Source organism: Pseudomonas sp. NFACC45 (genome assembly GCF_900113505.1).
In the GTDB taxonomy this organism is placed as follows: Bacteria; Pseudomonadota; Gammaproteobacteria; order Pseudomonadales; family Pseudomonadaceae; genus Aquipseudomonas; species Aquipseudomonas tehranensis.
Map to the genome: position 1 here is coordinate 21,922 of NZ_FOPO01000003.1, position 19,785 is coordinate 41,706.

General features: G+C 58.9%; 18 protein-coding genes and 1 tRNA gene. 9 read left to right on the forward strand and 10 right to left on the reverse strand.

From position 1 onward, the window contains the following. Positions 1–115 precede the first annotated feature (115 nt). From BM132_RS05670 to BM132_RS05680, 3 genes are all read left to right on the forward strand, one after another. Positions 116–1,333 (forward strand): MFS transporter, encoded by a 1,218-nt coding sequence (locus tag BM132_RS05670; protein WP_092402526.1) that lies wholly within the window; start codon positions 116–118, stop codon positions 1,331–1,333. A 533-nt stretch (positions 1,334–1,866) separates the two neighbouring features. Then, positions 1,867–4,029, forward strand: coding sequence for a methyl-accepting chemotaxis protein (locus BM132_RS05675; protein ID WP_092453928.1), 2,163 nt, complete (start codon positions 1,867–1,869; stop codon positions 4,027–4,029). Positions 4,030–4,419: 390 nt separating this feature from the next. Continuing rightward, on the forward strand, positions 4,420–5,973 hold the full coding sequence (locus BM132_RS05680) for a TerC family protein (RefSeq protein ID WP_092402522.1): 1,554 nt from the start codon (positions 4,420–4,422) through the stop codon (positions 5,971–5,973). Between the two features lie 97 nt (positions 5,974–6,070). Here the strand turns inward: BM132_RS05680 and ychF are convergent, their stop codons facing one another. The 8 genes from ychF to BM132_RS05720 form a co-directional block, all read right to left on the reverse strand. Continuing rightward, on the reverse strand, positions 6,071–7,171 hold the full coding sequence (ychF, locus tag BM132_RS05685) for a redox-regulated ATPase YchF (protein ID WP_092402520.1): 1,101 nt from the start codon (positions 7,169–7,171) through the stop codon (positions 6,071–6,073). A 22-nt stretch (positions 7,172–7,193) separates the two neighbouring features. Next, complete coding sequence (gene pth / locus BM132_RS05690) at positions 7,194–7,778, reverse strand: aminoacyl-tRNA hydrolase (protein WP_003185374.1); 585 nt, start codon at positions 7,776–7,778, stop codon at positions 7,194–7,196. A 167-nt stretch (positions 7,779–7,945) separates the two neighbouring features. Next, positions 7,946–8,548: a 50S ribosomal protein L25/general stress protein Ctc gene (locus BM132_RS05695; protein WP_092453932.1), complete on the reverse strand. Its 603-nt coding sequence runs from the start codon at positions 8,546–8,548 to the stop codon at positions 7,946–7,948. 143 nt (positions 8,549–8,691) lie between these two features. Beyond that, a complete protein-coding gene (locus BM132_RS05700) occupies positions 8,692–9,633 on the reverse strand; it encodes a ribose-phosphate pyrophosphokinase (protein WP_003171603.1) in 942 nt (313 codons plus the stop codon). 47 nt (positions 9,634–9,680) lie between these two features. Continuing rightward, positions 9,681–9,755, reverse strand: a tRNA-Gln gene (locus tag BM132_RS05705). A 37-nt stretch (positions 9,756–9,792) separates the two neighbouring features. Next, complete coding sequence (gene ispE, locus BM132_RS05710; RefSeq protein ID WP_092453934.1) at positions 9,793–10,644, reverse strand: 4-(cytidine 5'-diphospho)-2-C-methyl-D-erythritol kinase; 852 nt, start codon at positions 10,642–10,644, stop codon at positions 9,793–9,795. Position 10,645: 1 nt separating this feature from the next. Continuing rightward, complete coding sequence (gene lolB / locus BM132_RS05715) at positions 10,646–11,263, reverse strand: lipoprotein insertase outer membrane protein LolB (protein ID WP_092402514.1); 618 nt, start codon at positions 11,261–11,263, stop codon at positions 10,646–10,648. Positions 11,264–11,267: 4 nt separating this feature from the next. Then, entirely contained in the window at positions 11,268–12,992 is a 1,725-nt protein-coding gene (locus BM132_RS05720; protein WP_092453936.1) for a tetratricopeptide repeat protein, read from the reverse strand. A 172-nt stretch (positions 12,993–13,164) separates the two neighbouring features. Between BM132_RS05720 and hemA the strand changes: the two genes are divergently transcribed. From hemA to BM132_RS05750, 6 genes are all read left to right on the forward strand, one after another. Continuing rightward, on the forward strand, positions 13,165–14,454 hold the full coding sequence (gene hemA / locus BM132_RS05725; protein ID WP_092453938.1) for a glutamyl-tRNA reductase: 1,290 nt from the start codon (positions 13,165–13,167) through the stop codon (positions 14,452–14,454). Beyond that, entirely contained in the window at positions 14,451–15,533 is a 1,083-nt protein-coding gene (gene prfA / locus BM132_RS05730) for a peptide chain release factor 1 (RefSeq protein ID WP_092453940.1), read from the forward strand. The genes hemA and prfA overlap by 4 nt, the downstream gene beginning before the upstream one ends. Before the next feature lie 14 nt (positions 15,534–15,547). Then, on the forward strand, positions 15,548–16,378 hold the full coding sequence (gene prmC, locus BM132_RS05735) for a peptide chain release factor N(5)-glutamine methyltransferase (protein ID WP_092453942.1): 831 nt from the start codon (positions 15,548–15,550) through the stop codon (positions 16,376–16,378). Then, entirely contained in the window at positions 16,372–17,130 is a 759-nt protein-coding gene (locus BM132_RS05740) for a molybdopterin-synthase adenylyltransferase MoeB (protein ID WP_092453944.1), read from the forward strand. Before prmC ends, BM132_RS05740 begins: the two co-directional genes overlap by 7 nt. Beyond that, complete coding sequence (gene murI, locus BM132_RS05745) at positions 17,123–17,914, forward strand: glutamate racemase (protein ID WP_092453946.1); 792 nt, start codon at positions 17,123–17,125, stop codon at positions 17,912–17,914. Before BM132_RS05740 ends, murI begins: the two co-directional genes overlap by 8 nt. A gap of 113 nt (positions 17,915–18,027) precedes the next feature. After that, positions 18,028–18,546, forward strand: coding sequence for an acyloxyacyl hydrolase (locus BM132_RS05750; protein WP_092402503.1), 519 nt, complete (start codon positions 18,028–18,030; stop codon positions 18,544–18,546). 117 nt (positions 18,547–18,663) lie between these two features. Here the strand turns inward: BM132_RS05750 and BM132_RS05755 are convergent, their stop codons facing one another. Both BM132_RS05755 and BM132_RS05760 read right to left on the reverse strand, forming a co-directional pair. After that, a complete protein-coding gene (locus tag BM132_RS05755) occupies positions 18,664–18,969 on the reverse strand; it encodes a YkgJ family cysteine cluster protein (RefSeq protein WP_092402501.1) in 306 nt (101 codons plus the stop codon). A gap of 28 nt (positions 18,970–18,997) precedes the next feature. Beyond that, positions 18,998–19,771: an SDR family NAD(P)-dependent oxidoreductase gene (locus BM132_RS05760; RefSeq protein ID WP_092453948.1), complete on the reverse strand. Its 774-nt coding sequence runs from the start codon at positions 19,769–19,771 to the stop codon at positions 18,998–19,000. Positions 19,772–19,785 lie beyond the last annotated feature (14 nt).

A 19,785-nucleotide genomic window follows, 5' to 3' on the forward strand; every position in this document is an offset into this window, starting at 1 on the left:
CGGGCCCGCTGACAATATTTCAAGTCGATAGCAAGCTAAGGGGATAGCCTTGCTGCACCGAAAAATGGCACATTGATGAACCCGCTTCCCGTGCAAACCCCGTATGGAAACTCCCATGGCTATCAGCGATACCCAGGTCGATACCGCGTCTATCCCTGCCACACCCCAAAGCAGTCCGTTGGTCATGCGCATCATCGGTGCCGTGGCGTTGGCGCATTTGATCAACGACCTTATCCAGGCGGTACTGCCGTCTATTTACCCGATGCTCAAGGCCAGTTATGGGCTGACCTTCACCCAGGTTGGCTTGATTACGCTGACCTTCCAGTTGACGGCATCTCTGCTGCAGCCCTGGGTGGGTTATCACACGGACCGACACCCCAAGCCCTGGCTGTTGCCGGCCGGTACGGTATGCACGCTGATCGGGATCGTGATGATGTCGATGGTTGGCAGTTTCGCCATGATTCTGCTGGCCGCCGGTCTGATCGGTATTGGCTCCTCGACCTTTCACCCTGAAGCTTCGCGAGTCGCACGTTTGGCGTCGGGCGGGCGTTATGGGTTGGCGCAGTCGACGTTCCAGGTCGGCGGTAACGCCGGCTCTGCTTTCGGCCCGTTGCTGGCGGCGGCGATCATCGTTCCTTACGGGCAAGGCCATGTGGCCTGGTTCGGGCTGTTCGCACTGTTTGCGCTGTTCGTGCTGTACCGCATCAGCCGCTGGTACGCCAATCACCTGAACCTGTTCAAGCTCAAGCAAGGCCAGGCGGCCACTCACGGTTTATCCCGGGGCCGGGTCTTGAGTGCATTGGCGGTGCTGGGTTTGCTGGTGTTCTCCAAGTATTTCTACATGGCCAGTTTCACCAGCTACTTCACCTTCTACCTGATCGAGAAGTTCGACCTGTCGGTGGCGTCGTCACAGTTGTATCTGTTCCTGTTCCTCGGCGCTGTGGCGGCGGGGACCTTTTTTGGCGGTCCGATAGGCGACAGGATCGGGCGTAAGGCGGTGATCTGGTTCTCGATCCTTGGCGTGGCACCGTTCACGCTGATCCTGCCTCACGTTGACCTGCTGTGGACCAGCATTCTCAGCGTGGTCATCGGCTTCATCCTGGCTTCGGCATTCTCGGCCATCGTGGTGTATGCCCAGGAACTGGTGCCGGGCAACGTCGGCATGATTGCCGGCGTGTTCTTTGGTTTGATGTTCGGCTTCGGCGGGATTGGCGCTGCGCTGCTGGGGCACCTGGCCGACATCCGTGGCATCGAGTATGTGTATTGGTTGTGCTCGTTTTTGCCGTTGTTTGGGGTCCTGGCGATTTTTCTGCCCAAAAGCAGAAAAAACTGACGTGTACCCAGCCGGCGGAGGCGAGTTCGCCCCGCCGGTCGTTGCAAAACAACTGAATTTCAAAGCATTGAAAAATACCCGCCAACCAGAGCGATTTGATCAGTTGCTTGGAGTCGCGACTAAAGTAGCGTTTTGTATAAGTCTTAAGTTTGATTTTGGATAAAAGTCGGCCATGTTAATTTGCTGCTGTGGTTGATGGATTGAATGGACGCAGCGGCAATCTTCAAGGGAGTCCGCTGGGGTGACCGGAAAGCAGCTTTCCACATTCTTTCCACCCGCCGCTCTTATTGTCCTGGGACATAAGGCCTTCGGCTCTTGATCTGAAGACCTTCACCCTTCTGGTGAAGTGACTCACGCCCCAACCTGCCACGCTTCAAATACTTATAAAAGTAGCTGTATCGCCGTGCCCGTGAAGGCGATTGCCCCGTGGACGGTGGAAACAGCCGTGATCGATTGTTATTTGCCGTGTCGTGCACAAGTTTGAGGCGGTCGTCTTAAACGTTGGCAATAAAAAGAATCAGGCAGGGGAAGATATGAAGTTCAAGTCGTTGCAGGCACGCATTTGTGTCACGGCAGGCGTATGCCTGTTTGTTTCATCAACCAGCCTGGTGATTTACGGGCTCTTTACCGCCAGGGCCAATGAGCAATATGTGGCGACCGAAGTCTCGGCATTGGTTGAAAAATCAACGATCCGGGAGATTCAGAACCTGGCCGAATCGCGTGCCAACGCCATTCAGGCCAAGTTGCAAAATGCGCTGGATGCGGCCCGCACCATGGCCAATACCTTTGCCTCCAGCAAGGCCGCGCAAAGCCCTTTGGCGTTGGGACGTGAACAGATCAACACGGTATTGCTCAGCGTTCTCAAAGATAACCCGGACTTCAATGGCACTTATTCCTGCTGGGAGCCGGACGCGCTGGATGGCCAGGATCTTGTGTTCCGCAATGTACCGGACGGCAGTAATCCGTTGACCGGGCGCTTCACGCCTTACTGGACGCGCAGCGCTGGCGGACATGTGGCGGTACAACCCTTGGTCGAGTATGACTCTCCGGATCGTCATCCCAACGGTGTACCCAAAGGGGGGTGGTACAGCGGCCCTCGTGACACGCTGAAGGAAAGCGTGCTGGACCCCATTCCTTATGTGGTTCAGGGCAAAAACGTATGGTTGACCACGTTGTCGGTTCCGATCGTATCCAACGGCAAGTTCTACGGTGTGGTCGGAGCTGACTTCGACATCGACTTTATCCAGAAACTCAGCGAGCAGATGTCGGCCGATCTCTACGGTGGCAAGGGCACGGTATCGATCCTGAGTAACCAGGGGCTGGTGGTCGCGGACAGTCAGCGGACCGACCTGATTGGCCAGCCCATCAAGGCCTTGTTGCCTGACTCTTGGGAGAAAGTGCTGCGCGATATCCAGAGTGGTCGTGGTGACGGCCTGCTCAATCCACAAACCCAGCATATCGAAGTGCTGATGCCCATTGAGCTGGGGCGTACAGGCAAACCCTGGGCAGTGCTGATTCGTCTGCCAAAGGCTGTGGTCATGACTCAGGCCATTGCCCTGGAGCAGGAGCTACAGGCGCGCAGTATCAGCAACAGCATCTGGCAGGTGTCGGTTGGCCTGGGCATTTCGTTGTTGGCGCTGGTTGCCCTGTGGTTTGCCGCCGCAAAAATCGTTGGGCCGATTCGCGAAGCCGCCGCCTTGGCAGCCAACATCAGCCTGGGGGATTTCTCGCGTCGCCTGGTGCAGAAATCCGAGGACGAAGTGGGCCAGTTGTCTGCCGCGCTCAACGACATGTCTGAAAGCCTGCAACGGCAGGTCAGGGTAGCCGAGCGCATCTCCGAAGGTGATCTGGACCTGGAGGTCCGGTTGTCCTCACCCCACGATACCCTTGGCAAGTCACTGGAGAAGATGGTGGGTAATCTGAACCAACTGATTGGCGAAGTTCAGGCCAGCGCCACCCAGATCACAGGCAGCTCGGCGCAGGTTACCGACCTGAGCCAGTCATTGTCCGATGGGGCTTCCAATTCTGCCTCGTCCATCACTGAAATCAGCGCGGTGATGACGCAAATGGCCGCACAGACCCGGGACAACGCCGAAAACGCCAAGAAAGCCGACGAGCAATCCCAGGCCTCACGGGCCGACGCGGGGGAAAGCGACAAATTGATGAGTGAACTGATTGCCGCCATGGCCGAAATCGACAATTCGGGCAAGGACATTACTGCAATCATCACCACCATCGATAACATCGCCGCACAAACCAACCTGTTGGCGTTGAACGCGGCTATCGAAGCCGCCAGGGCAGGTGAGCTGGGGCGTGGTTTTGCTGTGGTGGCGGATGAGGTACGCAGCCTGGCCGCCCGCAGCGCCGAGGCCGCCCAGCAGACGGCTGCACTGATCGCCGACTCTTCGAGCAAAACGCAACGCGGCATGATCATCGCAGGCCGGACAGCCGAATCGCTGAAAAACATCGTCAGCGGAACCAGTGCGGTATCCAACCTGGTTTCATTGATCTATCAAGCTTCCAGCGAGCAAGCCTCAGGCTTGCAACAGGCCAGCATCGGGTTGGAACAGATCGATGAAGTGACGCAGAAAAACCAGTCCAACTCACAAGAGTGCGCAGTGGCGGCCAAGGATCTTTCGGAGCGAGCATCTTTGATGCAGCGCGTGCTGGGGCGCTTCAAAGTCAAAAGGGGGTAAAGGGGTAAAGGGGTAAAGGGGTAAGGGGGGGCGGGCCGGCGTCAGGCGCCCGCCCGGAGTTTGATCAAGCGATATCCCTGGATTGACGGCCACGCTGTTCATCTAAGACCTCTCGTGCCAGGACTGAATGCGGCTCCGGGCGGGGGCCGTTCTGGGATGTCAGATTCTGTAATAATTCGATCTGTATGACGCGTTCGGAAACATTATAGGATCACCTCCCCAATTATTTTCAGGTCTATATGAACACCCTTCAGGAGCCTCCCAGTCGTTTTTCCCCTCCCGCGCCCTGTACCCCTCCGCTCTGCCAAGTCATGCCTCGCGCCACCCGCCCGATAGGGCTTTTCCCCCTCGCGCCTTTCGCTCCGACTCTACGAGAGGTTAAATGACCTTATGGAATGGATTGCTGATCCGACGGCATGGCTCGGCCTGCTGACCCTGATCGTGCTGGAGCTGGTGCTCGGCATTGATAACCTTGTGTTCATCGCCATCCTGGCTGACAAGCTGCCGCCGGAGCAGCGCGATCGTGCCCGTATCATTGGCCTGTCCCTCGCGTTACTGATGCGTCTTGGCCTGTTGGCCAGTATTTCCTGGATGGTCACCCTGACCGAGCCGCTGTTCGAGGTCTTCGACAAGACGTTCTCGGGCCGGGACCTGATCATGCTGTTCGGTGGCGTGTTCCTGTTGTTCAAGGCCACCATGGAGTTGCATGAGCGACTCGAGGGCCATGTGACAGAACGTTCGGGCAATGCGGCCTATGCGATGTTCTGGCCGATCGTCGCGCAGATTGTGGTGCTGGATGCGGTCTTCTCGCTGGACGCTGTGATCACTGCCGTGGGCATGGTGGAACACCTGTCGGTCATGATGATCGCGGTGATCTTCTCCATCGGCTTGATGATCATCGCGAGCAAGCCTCTGACCAACTTCGTCAACGGGCACCCCACCGTCATCATGCTCTGCCTGGGCTTTTTGATGATGATTGGCTTCAGCCTCACGGCCGAGGGCCTGGGCTTCCACATTCCGAAAGGCTACCTCTATGCCGCGATCGGTTTCTCGATCCTGATCGAACTGTTCAACCAACTGGCGCGCTCTCGCCGCAAGAAGAGCGTGCAAGGTCATCGACCCATGCGTGAGCGTACCGCCCATGCGGTTTTGCGCTTGCTGGGTGGCCAAAAGCTGGGGGCTGATGAAGTCGGTGAAGAGATCGCTGACATGCTGTCAGGCGATGAAGCCGAACAGGTCTTCCATCGACGCGAACGGGTCATGATCAGTGGCGTGCTGCAGTTGGCGGAGCGCCCAATACGCAGCGTCATGACTCATCGTGCAGAAATCGATCACATCGACCTGGCCGATTCCCCAGACGAGATCCGCACCCGGCTGATGCACTCGTCGTATTCCAGGTTGCCGTTGATCCGCGAAGGCCGGGTGGATGAACCCTTGGGGTTCATCCACAAGAAGGAGTTGCTCAAGGAGCTGTTGGCGGGCAACCAGCCGAATCTGGAAGCCATGGCGCGCACGGCCATCAACCTGCTGGACAACTTTACCATTCTCAACGCGCTGGAACAGATGCGCAAAGAGTCGACCCACATCGCCTTCGTGGTGAACGAGTTCGGTGATTTCATTGGTCTTCTCACCATGACCGATATTCTCGAATCCATCGCCGGTGAACTGCCCGATGCCAGTGAAATAGAAGGTCCGAACATCGTGGCCCAGGATGACGGCTTTCTGGTCAGCGGTGCGCTGAATCTCAGCCAGGTTCGCGAACACATCGGCTTCCAGGCAAAAGCGACGGATGACTATCAGACGCTCGCCGGGTTGGTCATGAGCTTGCTGGACCGCTTGCCGATCATCGGAGACAAACTCGATTGGCAGGAGTGGAGCATGACCGTTGTCGAGGTTGAAGAGCGTCGGGTGACGAGGGTGTTGTTGCGTAAAGCTCAAACGTAGAAAGTGCCGGCGCAACACCGGTCTCAAGACGAAAAAAATCCCCGTATCAGCTAATGATTACGGGGATTTTTTTGTCTGTCGAGATCCGTGGGATTCGTTAGACGTTAAAGCGGAAGTGCATCACGTCGCCATCCTTGACGATGTATTCCTTGCCTTCCAGGCGCCATTTACCGGCTTCCTTGGCGCCGGCTTCGCCCTTGAACTGGATGAAATCGTCGTAGGCAATGACTTCGGCGCGGATGAAACCTTTTTCGAAGTCGGTGTGGATCACGGCCGCGGCTTGCGGCGCGGTGGCACCGACGCGAACGGTCCAGGCGCGGACTTCTTTTACGCCAGCGGTGAAGTAAGTCTGCAAGTTGAGCATTTCATAGCCCGCGCGGATTACACGGTTCAGACCAGGCTCTTCCAGGCCCAGGGCCTCCAGGAACATGTCCTTTTCTTCGCCGTCTTCAAGCTCGGCGATTTCCGCTTCGATCTTGTTGCAGACCGGTACGACCATTGCGCCTTCTTCTTCAGCGATGGCCTTTACCACGTCCAGCAGCGGGTTGTTCTCGAAGCCATCTTCGGCCACGTTGGCGATGTACATGACCGGTTTGGTGGTCAGCAGGTGGAAGCCGCGAATGATCTGCTTCTCATCGGCGCCCATGTTCTTGATCAGGCTGCGTGCCGGCTTGCCTAAGGTGAAGTGGGCGATCAACTGCTCGAGCAAGGCTTTCTGGGCGACGGCGTCTTTGTCACCACCCTTGGCATTGCGAGCGACTTTTTGCAGTTGCTTCTCGCAGCTGTCGAGGTCGGCAAAGATCAGTTCCAGGTCGATGATCTCGATATCGCGTTTCGGATCGACGCTGTTGGAGACGTGAATCACGTTTTCGTCTTCGAAGCAGCGCACCACGTGGGCGATGGCATCGGTTTCGCGGATGTTGGCCAGGAACTTGTTGCCCAGGCCTTCACCTTTCGATGCGCCGGCCACCAGGCCGGCGATGTCGACGAACTCCATGGTGGTCGGCAGTACGCGCTCCGGGATCACGATGGCCGCCAGGGCATCCAGGCGTGGGTCGGGCATCGGTACGATGCCGGTGTTTGGCTCGATGGTGCAGAAGGGGAAGTTCTCGGCCGCGATACCGGACTTGGTCAGGGCGTTGAACAGGGTGGACTTGCCGACGTTAGGCAGGCCGACGATGCCGCAATTGAATCCCATGGTGTTTCCCCTCGGAGTAGAGTCAGGCCTTCTGGCTGTGCAGGTTTTTCATCGCGCGGTTCCATTCACCGGCGAGGATATCCGGCAGCACGCCGAGGGCAAAGTCGATGCTGGCATCGAGTTTTTCCTGTTCGGCGCGAGGCGCACGACCCAGGACAAAATTTGAAACCATGCTGGCAACGCCCGGGTGGCCGATGCCGAGCCGCAGGCGGTGAAAGGTATTCTGATTACCCAGTTGCGCGATGATGTCGCGCAACCCGTTGTGACCGCCATGGCCGCCGCCCTGCTTGAGTTTGGCGACGCCCGGAGGCAGGTCGAGTTCGTCGTGGGCCACCAGGATTTCTTCAGGTTTGATGCGAAAGAAACCGGCCAACGCCGCCACGGCCTGGCCGCTGCGGTTCATGTAGGTGGTGGGAATCAACAGACGAACATCCTGACCCTGATGTGAAAAACGCCCGGTCAGGCCGAAATATTTGCGATCGGCCGCCAGGCTGACGCCTTGGGCGTGCGCGATGCGCTCAACAAAAAGGGCCCCTGCGTTATGCCGGGTCTGTTCGTATTCAGCGCCTGGATTTCCCAGGCCAACGATCAGTTTAATGGCAGTCACGATAGGGGCCCTTCCTGGAGTGTGGATAACAACGTCGCGCTCAAACGGTGTGGCGACAGTGGGACGAAAATGGCGGATCTACCGTTAAGTAAACTTCGCGTTCTCGCCCGCTGTCTCGCTACGTTCCAGTCCGCGATGTTTCCGGTCACTCCGGCGACAGAGTGAAATTACTCTGCAGCTTCTTCTTCAGTCGCTTCTGGAGCAACACGTGGAGCGTGGACGTTGGCAACAGCCTTGTCATCGCCGTGCGCCAGGGCAACAAACTCAACGCCTTTAGGAGCCTTGAGGTCGGACAGGTGAATGATCGTGCCGATTTCGGCGTCAGCCAGGTCGACTTCGATGAATTCAGGCAGGTCTTTCGGCAGGCAGGAAACTTCCAGCTCGGAAGTCACGTGCGAGATTTCGCCGCCTTTCTTGACCGGAGCAGCTTCGTTGATGAAGTGCACTGGAACAACAGCAGTCAGCTTCTGACCGGCAATAACGCGTACGAAGTCAGCGTGCATCACGTGGCCTTTGGCCGGGTGACGCTGCAGGGCTTTGATCACGACGTTTTGCTTGGTGCCGCCAACGTTCAGCTCGATGATGTGGCTGTAGGCCGCTTCGTTTTCGAGCAGTTTGGCAACTTCTTTGGCCAGCATGCTGATGGACTCAGGGGCTTTGTCGCCACCGTAGACTACAGCTGGAACCAGGCTTGCGAGACGACGCAGGCGGCGGCTCGCACCTTTCCCCAGGTCGGAACGCACTTCAGCATTCAGAGTAAAATCGTTCATGTTGTATCTCCAAAATAACCACATTCGCCCCAGCGTTTGCGACCAGCGCTAAAGGCGATATGGGCAAAAAAGCCCCGCCCCGGCAGGTAATGTCGGGGCGGGGCGCTTTTCGTCAACGAGATGTAATGGAAAGGGCAGGGCCCTTAACGGAACATCGCACTGATCGATTCTTCATTGCTGATGCGGCGAACCGCCTCGGCAACAACCGGTGCGATATCCAGTTGGCGGATACGCGCACAGGCTTGTGCTGCAGCGGACAGCGGGATGGTGTTAGTGACCACCAGCTCGTCCAGCACGGAATTTTCAATGTTTTCGATCGCTCGACCCGACAGCACAGGGTGTGTGCAGTAGGCAAAGACCTTGGCAGCGCCATGCTCTTTCAGGGCCTTGGCCGCGTGGCACAGGGTGCCGGCGGTATCGACCATGTCGTCGACCAGAATACAGGTACGCCCTTCGACGTCGCCGATGATATGCATCACTTCGGAGTGATTGGCTTTCTCACGGCGTTTGTCGATGATACCCAGATCAACGCCCAGGGATTTGGCAACGGCCCGTGCACGCACGACGCCGCCAATGTCCGGGGACACGATCATCAGGTTTTCGAAGCGCTGATCTTCAATGTCATCCACCAGAACCGGGGAGCCGTAGATGTTATCCACGGGAATATCGAAGAAGCCCTGAATCTGGTCAGCATGCAGATCGACCGTGAGTACACGATCGATGCCGACTACGGTAAGCATGTCAGCCACGACTTTCGCGCTGATTGCCACACGTGCGGAACGCGGACGGCGATCCTGACGGGCATAACCAAAGTAAGGAATAACAGCAGTAATACGAGTAGCTGAGGAGCGACGGAAGGCATCAGCCATCACGACGAGTTCCATCAGGTTATCGTTGGTCGGAGCGCAAGTCGGCTGAATAATGAAGACGTCTTTACCGCGAACGTTTTCATTGATCTCGGCAGTGATTTCGCCGTCGGAAAACTTACCGACAGAGATGTCACCGAGAGGGATATGCAGCTGACGTACAACACGCCGAGCCAGATCGGGGTTAGCGTTCCCCGTAAAGACCATCATCTTGGACACGCGCAGTACCTGAAGGCTGAGGGTATACCTGGATGAGTATAGGAAAATGGCAGGGGCGGCTGGATTCGAACCAACGCATGGCAGGATCAAAACCTGCTGCCTTACCGCTTGGCGACGCCCCTGTATCTGTTGCTGCGAGTGCCCAGCACTCGATTCCTTTTAGAGCAGACTTTGCAGCTTGCGATGCAACATCGAAACGTTGCTTCCTTTCGCTACAAACCCTGTAAGGGTCTCTGTCAGAAGGGCCGAGACTTTATCAGCTTCAGCTTTGCTTGGGAAGCCCCCAAACACACAACTTCCAGTTCCGGTGAGTTTTGCTTCGGTAAATTTACCTAACAAATTCAAAGCGTTACGTACATCTGGATAACGCTTTGCTACCACCGGTAAGCAGTCATTTCGACTGTTTCCCTTGGGAACGGGGCGCACTTTAATGGGAGGAGAGTTACGTGTCAACAGTGGATCTGAAAAAATTTCTGCTGTACTTACAGATACTTGCGGCACCAGCACCAAGTACCAGGGTTCCTCGGGCTCTACCGGTGTGAGTTTTTCCCCGACGCCCTCGGCAAAAGCCGCGTGGCCCCGTACGAAAACCGGCACGTCGGCGCCCAGCGTCAGGCCCAATGCGGCCAGGCGATCGGCGTCCCAACCCAGCTGCCACAGATGGTTGAGCCCCAGCAAAGTCGTCGCCGCGTTTGAGCTGCCGCCGCCGATGCCGCCGCCCATGGGCAGGATTTTTTCGATCCAGATATCAATGCCCAGCGAACACCCGGATTGCTCCTGAAGTTTTTTCGCGGCTTTGACGATCAGGTTGCTGTCGTGAGGAACACCTTCGAACTCGGTGTGCAGATGAATCACACCGTCGTCACGCACGGCAAAGGTGATTTCATCGCCGTAGTCGAGAAACTGAAAAATCGTCTGCAACTCGTGATAACCGTCCGGGCGACGGCCCAGGATGTGCAACATCAGGTTGAGCTTGGCCGGGGAGGGCAGGGTCAGACGCGCAGCGGTCATGTCATTGCCCCAGCTTGCGCGGCTGCCATTGCTTGATCACCAGCGTGACGTCCAGGTTGCTGCCATGCAGTTTGATGCGCTCGGGCAGCCAGTAACCGTTTTGCTCGGCGTAGCTTAAGTATTCGATCTGCCAGTCGTCCTGCTCCAGGTTGGACAGGCGACTGTCGGCATCGAGGGTCAGGCGGCTTTTGCTGTCCGGTGCCGGCAGGCCCCGAACCCACCAGGTCAGATGGGATACGGGCAGCTTCCAGCCCAGTTGTTCTTCCAGCAAGGCTTCCGGCGAGGGTGACTCGTAGCGACCCTGATTGGCCACTTCCAGCGAAACCTGGCCTGGGCGGCCGGTCAGGCGCGCCGCGCCACGTCCCAGCGGGCCGGACAGGCGAATGTCGTAGTAGTCCTGGCGTTGCAGCCAGAACAGCGTGCCGCTGCCCGAGTCTTTCGGGGCGCGTATGCCGATCTTGCCGTCGATCTGCCAGCCGTCGAGACCGCTCAGTTGTTCCTTGTGCTCTCGCCATTGGGCCGTGTTGCCGTGACCCTGGACGGATTCTCGGGCGCCGAAGCCGGCGCAACCGGCGAGCAGGGCGATAAAGCTGAAAACGATGAAGTGGCGCAAAAACATGATTTTAAAGGGTCTCTGATCCGGTCAGGCGTTTGATGGTGCTGCGCAGGATGGGGCTGTCGGGCTGTTCCTTGAGGAATTTGCTCCAGATCTGCCGGGCTTCGCGCTGTTTGCCGTTGGCCCACAGGACTTCGCCCAGGTGCGCGGCGACCTCCTGGTCGGGGAAGCGCTCCAGGGCCTGGCGCAGCAGGCGTTCGGCCTCGTCGAGGTTGCCCAGGCGAAAATGCACCCAGCCAAGACTGTCGAGCACCGCCGGGTCTTCCGGGTTGAGCTGGTGGGCCTGTTCGATCAGCACCTTGGCTTCGGCGTATCGGGTGGTGCGATCGGACAAGGTGTAGCCCAGGGCATTGAGGGCCATGGCATTGTTGGGATCGCGCTGGATGATCAGGCGCAGGTCTTTCTCCATCTGGGCCAGGTCATTGCGTTTTTCCGCCAGCATGGCGCGGGTATACAACAGGTTCAGGTCGTCCGGGTACTGCTTCAACGCCCGATCGAGCACGGTCCAGGCTTTGTCGCCCTGATTATTGGCCGACAGGGTTTCTGCCTCGATCAGATACAACTGGATGCCGTAGTCCGGCTGGGTGTCCCGCTGCACGGCGAGGCGACTCTGGGCCTCGGCCGTTTTGCCGTTGCTCATCAGGATATCGGCCTGGCGCAACTGGGCTGGCAGATAATCGTTGCCTGGGCCGACCTGGGCGTACTCGAGCAGTGCACTCTCGGGGTCGTTGCGTTCTTCGGCGATGCGGCCCAGGTTCAAGTGGGCGGAGTCGACATGCGTTCCCCGCGCAATCAGGTCTTCCAGGTGACCCTTGGCTTCTTCCCACGCTTTGGCTTCCAGGCATACCAATGCCAGGGAATAGCGCAATTCATCGTCTTCAGGGTACTGCTGGACCAGGCTGGAAAACTCCACCTTGGCGTCGTCCATGCGGTCGTTTTCCACCAGCATGCGCGCGTAGGTGAGACGCAGGCGCTTGTCGTCCGGGTATTGCCTGATGCCTTTTTCCAGCAACGGCAGGGCTTCGTCGCCGCGGTTCGCGCCTTGCAGCAAGCGAGCGCGCAGCAGAATCGGCGCCACTTCGCCCGCTTGCGGCGGGTTGTCTTCCAGCAGGGTAAGGGCGCCCTGGATGTCACCATCCTGTTGCAGCAGCAGGGCCTTGCCGAAAATCAGCTGACCGTTATCGGGATGGCGCTGCAGCAGTCGATCGAAGCTTTTAGTCAGGCCGTCGCGGGTTTCCTGGTCAGTATCGGCCGCTGATAGCGCAAGGAAGTCGAAATGGGTGTCGCCCTTGCCCAGCAGGACTTTCTCCATATACACCATGGAGTCGTCGTAGCGTCCGGCCCGCGCCAGTTGCACGGCGGCGGCGCGTTGCGCTTCGAGGTCTTGCGGGGCGTTTTTGGCCCAGATCAGTGCGGTATCCAGGGCGGGCTGGTCGGCACCCAGGTATTCGGCAATGCGAAACGCCCGCTCGGAAATGCCCGGGTCCTGCGTGTTGATGGCCTGGGTGACATAGTTGTCCAGCGCAATGTCGAAGCGATTGCGCTGGCCTGCCAGTTCGGCGCTCAACAGGCTGAAAATGGTTTCTTCGCTGAATGAGCTGTAGACCTTGGGCTTTTCAGGGGCCTGGGTGCTGTCTTCGACCGGCGGCGTACCGTCTGTCGACACGGGGGCCATGGACTGACAGCCGCCGAGCAAGGCAAAAGCGAGGAGCAACGCGGAAGATCTATTCATATAGGAAAAGGACGACTAACCTGCGGTCGGATCATCATGACACAAGCCTTCGGTCAAACATAACCGGCCCGTCGATTTACGGCACGGGGCAGGGCGATAGATATCGAGTGGTTGTTCTGAATCTGGCGAAGTAGGACAATTGCCGGCTTCACGTCACTATCAGCGACCTTGAATGGCCTTCCTTGCACTTGGTATTAACCACAAGACTGCTTCCGTAGACGTCCGCGAGCGCGTGGCCTTTACGCCTGAGCAACTGGTTGAGGCCCTGCAGCAGCTTTGCCGACTCACCGAGAGCCGCGAGGCTGCCATCCTCTCCACCTGCAATCGCAGCGAGCTTTATATAGAGCAGGATCACATTTCGGCCGATACCGTGCTGCGCTGGCTGGCCGAATATCACGATCTGAGTCTTGAAGAGCTGCGCGCCAGTGCCTATGTGCATGAAGATGATGCGGCCGTTCGTCACATGATGCGTGTTGCCTCCGGGCTCGATTCGCTGGTGCTGGGCGAGCCGCAGATTCTCGGCCAGATGAAGTCGGCCTACGCCGTGGCCCGCGAAGCCGGCACGGTCGGGCCCCTACTGGGGCGCCTGTTCCAGGCCACGTTCAATGCCGCCAAACAGGTGCGCACCGACACGGCCATCGGCGAAAACCCGGTGTCGGTGGCATTTGCCGCGGTCAGCCTGGCGAAACAGATTTTCAGCGATCTGCAACGCAGCCAGGCGCTGTTGATCGGCGCGGGAGAGACCATCACCCTGGTTGCCCGCCACCTGCACGACCTGGGGGTCAAGCGTATCGTCGTCGCCAACCGTACCCTGGAGCGCGCCAGTACCCTGGCCGAGCAGTTCGGCGCCCATGCCGTGCTGCTGTCGGACATCCCGGCCGAGCTGGTGCACAGTGACATCGTCATCAGCTCCACCGCCAGCCAGTTGCCGATCCTGGGCAAAGGCGCGGTGGAAAGCGCCTTGAAGCTGCGCAAGCACAAACCGATTTTCATGGTGGACATTGCCGTTCCTCGAGACATCGAGCCGGAAGTGGGCGAGCTGGACGATGTTTATCTCTACAGTGTCGACGACCTGCACGAAGTGGTCGCCGAGAACCTCAAGAGCCGGCAAGGCGCGGCCCAGGCAGCTGAAGAGATGATCACCATCGGCGCCGAGGATTTCATGGTCCGCCTGCGCGAGCTGGCGGCGGTGGACGTGCTCAAGGCTTATCGTCAGCAGAGCGAACGCCTGCGCGACGAAGAGCTGCAGAAGGCCCGGCGCCTGCTGGCAAACGGTGGCAGTGCCGATGAGGTGCTGGTACAGCTGGCTCGTGGCTTGACCAATAAATTGCTTCACGCTCCCAGTGTCCAGCTCAAGAAGCTGACCGCCGAAGGCCGCCTCGATGCGTTGGCCATGGCCCAGGAACTCTTTGCCCTCGGTGAGGGTTCACCGGATAGCTTTTCGGATAAAAAATCGCAATGAAAGCGTCACTGCTCAATAAACTGGACATTCTCCAGGATCGTTTCGAGGAACTGACCGCCTTGCTGGGCGATGGTGAGGTCATTTCCGACCAGAACAAGTTCCGTACGTATTCCAAGGAATACGCCGAAGTCGAGCCGATCGTCGCCACCTATAAACAGTTGCTCAAAGTGCAGGACGACCTTGAAGGCGCCCAGGCGTTGCTCAAGGACAGCGATCCGGACATGCGCGAAATGGCGGTCGAGGAAGTCCGTGAAGCCAAGGAGCAGTTGCTCGAGCTTGAAAGCAACCTGCAACGCATGTTGTTGCCCAAGGATCCGAATGACGGTCGCAATGTGTTTCTCGAGATCCGTGCCGGCACCGGCGGCGACGAGGCGGCGATATTCTCCGGGGACCTGTTCCGCATGTATTCGCGTTACGCCGAGCGTCGCGGTTGGCGGGTGGAGATCCTCTCGGAGAACGAAGGCGAACACGGCGGCTATAAAGAAGTCATCGCCCGGGTCGAAGGTGACAACGTCTACGGCAAGCTGAAATTCGAATCCGGCGCCCACCGCGTGCAGCGTGTCCCGGCCACTGAATCCCAAGGGCGTATCCACACGTCGGCCTGCACCGTGGCGGTTTTGCCTGAGCCCGACGAGCAGGAAGCCATCGAGATCAACCCGGCGGACCTGCGGGTCGACACCTACCGCTCCTCGGGGGCGGGCGGTCAACACGTCAACAAGACCGATTCGGCGATCCGTATCACTCACCTGCCTTCGGGCATTGTGGTCGAGTGCCAGGAAGAACGTTCCCAGCACAAGAACCGTGCGCGCGCCATGTCCTGGTTGTCGGCCAAGCTCAACGATCAACAGACCAGCGCTGCGGCCAACGCCATCGCCAGCGAACGCAAGCTGTTGGTGGGCTCGGGAGATCGCTCGGAGCGGATTCGTACCTACAACTTTGCCCAGGGCCGGGTCACCGACCATCGCGTCAACCTGACGTTGTATTCGCTCGACGAAATTCTCGCCGGTGGCGTCGATGCGGTCATCGAACCGTTGCTGGCCGAATACCAGGCCGACCAATTGGCCGCGATTGGCGAGTAAGCACAGGTGAACATATGACCATCATCGCCAGTTTGTTACGCGCCGCCGAGCTGCCGGATTCGCCCACGTCCCGACTGGATGCCGAATTGCTGCTGGCCGCGGCACTGGGCAAGTCCCGCAGCTTCCTGCACACCTGGCCCGAGCGAATCGTACCAAGCGAAGCGGCGTTGTTGTTCTCTGAATATCTGCGCCGCCGTCGTTCTGGCGAGCCAGTGGCTTATATCCTCGGGCAACAAGGCTTCTGGAACCTCGACCTGGAAGTGGCGCCCCACACCTTGATTCCGCGCCCCGACACCGAACTGCTGGTGGAAACCGCGCTGGCCTTGCTGCCGGCTACACCGGCCAGGGTTCTGGATTTGGGCACCGGCAGCGGCGCGATTGCCCTGGCATTGGCCAGCGAGCGCCCAACCTGGGCAGTCAGCGCGGTCGACCGTGTGCTGGAGGCGGTGGCCCTGGCCGAACGCAATCGCCAGCGCCTGGACCTGCGCAACGTCACGGTACTGAGCAGCCATTGGTTCAGCGCTTTGGACGGCGAGCGTTTTGAGCTGATCATCAGCAACCCCCCCTATATAGCCGCGACCGATCCTCACCTGGCCGAGGGCGACGTGCGGTTCGAGCCGGCCAGTGCCCTGGTGGCAGGACACGACGGGCTTGATGATTTGCGCACGATCATTGCCCAGGCCCCCGATCATCTAAAAGCGGGTGGCTGGTTGATGCTCGAGCACGGTTACGATCAGGCCGACGCGGTGCGTGATCTGCTGCAAACCCAAGGGTTTACTGAAGTCCACAGCCGCAAGGACCTGGGCGGGCATGAGCGTATCAGCCTGGGGCGCCTGCCGTGCTGAACGATCAGGAGCTGTTGCGTTATAGCCGGCAGATTCTGTTGCAGCACGTCGACATCGACGGGCAACTGCGACTCAAGCACAGCCGTGCATTGATCGTCGGCCTCGGCGGACTCGGGGCTCCGGTGGCGCTGTACCTGGCTGCTGCTGGCGTCGGTGAATTGCACCTGGCGGATTTCGACACGGTCGACCTGACCAACCTGCAACGCCAGATCATCCACGACACCGACAGTGTGGGCCTGAGCAAGGTCGATTCGGCGATGCGCCGCCTGACGGCACTCAACCCCGAGATCACGCTGGTGCCTCACCCGCAGGCGATGGACGAAGACAGTCTGTCTGCTACCGTCGCGGCGGTGGATGTGGTGCTGGACTGTTCCGACAATTTCTCCACCCGCGAAGCGGTAAACGCGGCGTGTGTCGCAGCGGGCAAACCGCTGGTCAGCGGTGCGGCAATTCGCCTGGAAGGGCAGTTATCCGTGTTTGATCCGCGCCGCTCGGAAAGCCCCTGCTATCACTGTCTCTACGGCCACGGCAGTGAAGCCGAATTGACCTGCAGCGAAGCCGGCGTGCTCGGGCCGCTGGTGGGGTTGGTAGGCAGTCTGCAAGCCCTTGAAGCCTTGAAGCTGTTGGCCGGTTTCGGCGAGCCATTGGTGGGCCGCCTGCTGTTGATCGACGCCCTGGGCAGCCGTTTTCGTGAGCTGAGGGTCAAGCGTGATCCGGGGTGCAGCGTCTGTGGTGGCAGCCAGCATGAGTGAAGCGCCGGTCGGTGTGTTCGATTCGGGTGTCGGCGGCCTGTCGGTACTGGGCGAGATCCGCCGGTTGTTACCCAATGAGTCACTGCTCTACGTTGCAGACTGTGGGCATATTCCCTACGGCGAGAAAACCCCGGAGTTCATCCGGCAGCGGTGTGCAATCATCGCCGACTTTCTCCATCATCAAGGCGCCAAGGCGCTGGTGGTGGCTTGTAATACCGCGACGGTCGCCGGCGTCGCCGATTTGCGTCGCGATTATCCCCACTGGCCCATTGTCGGCATGGAGCCGGCGGTCAAACCGGCGGCCGCCGCCACCCGTAGCGGCATTGTCGGGGTGCTGGCAACCACCGGCACATTACAAAGCGCCAAATTCGCCGCATTACTGGATCGCTTTGCCACCGATGTGCGGGTGATCACCCAACCATGTCCCGGGCTGGTTGAGCTGATTGAAGCCGGCGATCTCGATAGTCCGGCCCTGCGTCAATTGCTGCTGGGCTATGTCGAACCGTTGCTGGCCGCCGGCTGCGACACGTTGATCCTGGGTTGTACGCACTATCCCTTCCTCAGGCCATTGCTCAAGCAAATGGTCCCCGCGCACATCAGTCTGATCGACACCGGTGCCGCCGTTGCCCGGCAACTTCAACGCCTGCTCGCTGAGCGCGGGCTCCTGGCTGCCGGGCCCGCCAGCGAAACGCGGTTCTGGAGTAGCGCTGATCCGATACATTTAAGAAATATCCTACCCGCGCTATGGAATTCGTCTGGCATTGTGCGAAGCTTCAGTCTGTAAAAAAACATAAAAAATGCCTAAATCGGGCTGAACTTCTGTTTTAACGCGGATTTCTATAGCTTTGTCTGTTTGTAACAAAACTAACTAAGTCTGTTCGGAAAAGGATGTTTCTAATGAAGCGTTTATTCTGTTTGGCTGCACTTGCGGCTGCATTGTTGGGGCACACTTACACCGCACAAGCGGCAGGTGTGGAGTTTGGGGTAGGGCAGACCGGCGAGTCGACCATGACCTATCGCTTGGGCATGCAGTTCGACTGGGACAAGAGCTGGTGGCAGAGTGACGTCGGTCGCCTGACCGGCTACTGGAGTGGCGCCTATACATACTGGGAAGGGGATGAGGCGTCCAGCAACCACAGCCTCTCATTCTCGCCCGTGTTTGTGTATGAGTTTGCCGGTCAGAACGTAAGACCCTACATCGAAGCGGGTATCGGTGTGGCGTTATTCGAGAACACCCAAGTGGAAAACAACCAACTGGGGACTGCTTTCCAGTTCGAGGATCGCATTGGCCTGGGCCTGCGCTTCAACGGTGGACATGAAGTGGGTATTCGCGCCACTCATTACTCCAACGCAGGCATCAAGTCGACCAACGACGGTGTCGAAAGTTACGCGCTGCACTACACGATGCCGCTGTAACACCTCGGTCCTGTGAGAGCGGGCTTGCTCGCGAAAGCGGTGGGTCAGTCAATAGGAGCGTGCCTGACCCAACGCTTTCGCGAGCAAGCCCGCTCCCACAGTCAGTGCCTTGATTGGCTACTGATACGCCGTCGCAATCCCTTTGCGTTCCTCAATACATTCCGGTGCGCCCATCTCAAACTCGCGGCAGATCAGCGGACGCTTTTCGTAGATCGTGCACATCATGCTGTCGCGATCCAGCGCCGCGCACCAGCCATCATCGAGCCGCAACATCACTTCCCCGCCCCATTCGTCCGTGTCGATAAAGCGTTCGGGCACGCCAGTGTCAGTGATCAGCATCACTTCCAGCTGGCAACAGCACGCCGCGCACGTCGAACAAGTGACGGCAGGCTGGGGGATTTGATGGACTGGGATGGTTTTCATGGCGCGCAGTGTAAGGCAACCGGGCTCCTCAGGGTTGTCCCTTGATCGGGCACCCGTTACCCGCTTTATGCGAGTCGACGTCAGTGGGCATCGACTCGGTCGATGAAGGTAGCGGCCAGAGTGCGGTCATGGACGAAACGGCGAGCGCCACCTCAGGGGGGCGCGCGACCAGTTGTGTCAGCACGTGCTGTGCCGCTGTTTCGGCCGTCCACTGGACTGGGGCCGGAAAGCAGTCGTCGGGGCTGCGCGAAGGGCTGTCGAAGCCGGGGTGAACCAGCGTCACGTCGATGCCTTCGGCCGCCAGGTCGACGCGAGCCGACTCGAACACAAAACGCATCCCTTTGCCGTCGGCTTCGGTATACGACGGCGGCAGGTAAGTCACCGGGCTGGCGATACCCACCAGATGGGACAGGTTGCCTGCGCGCAGCAGTGGCAAGGCGGTACGAATGCAGAGGCTGGCCGCCATCAGGTTGCTGCGCACGATGTGTTCGATGATCAAAGGGGCGGCGGGCTGGCCATCGATGTATTCGGCCGTTCCGGCATTGAGAATCACGGTATCCAGCGAGCCCCACTGCCGGGCAATCTGTTCGCCGATCTCGCGGACGGTCTGGCTGTCGGTCAAGTTGCCGGGCACCGCCAGTACTTGTCCCGGATAACGTGCCGAAAGGTCTTCACTCAAGCGCGACGAGCGCGAGCTAACGGCCAGGTGTGCGCCGGTTTTGAGTATCGCTTCGGCCAACGAAACGCCGATTCCGTTGCCCGCACCAGTCAGCCAATATCGTTTTCGAGCTTCTAGACCCATTCCATACTTCCTTC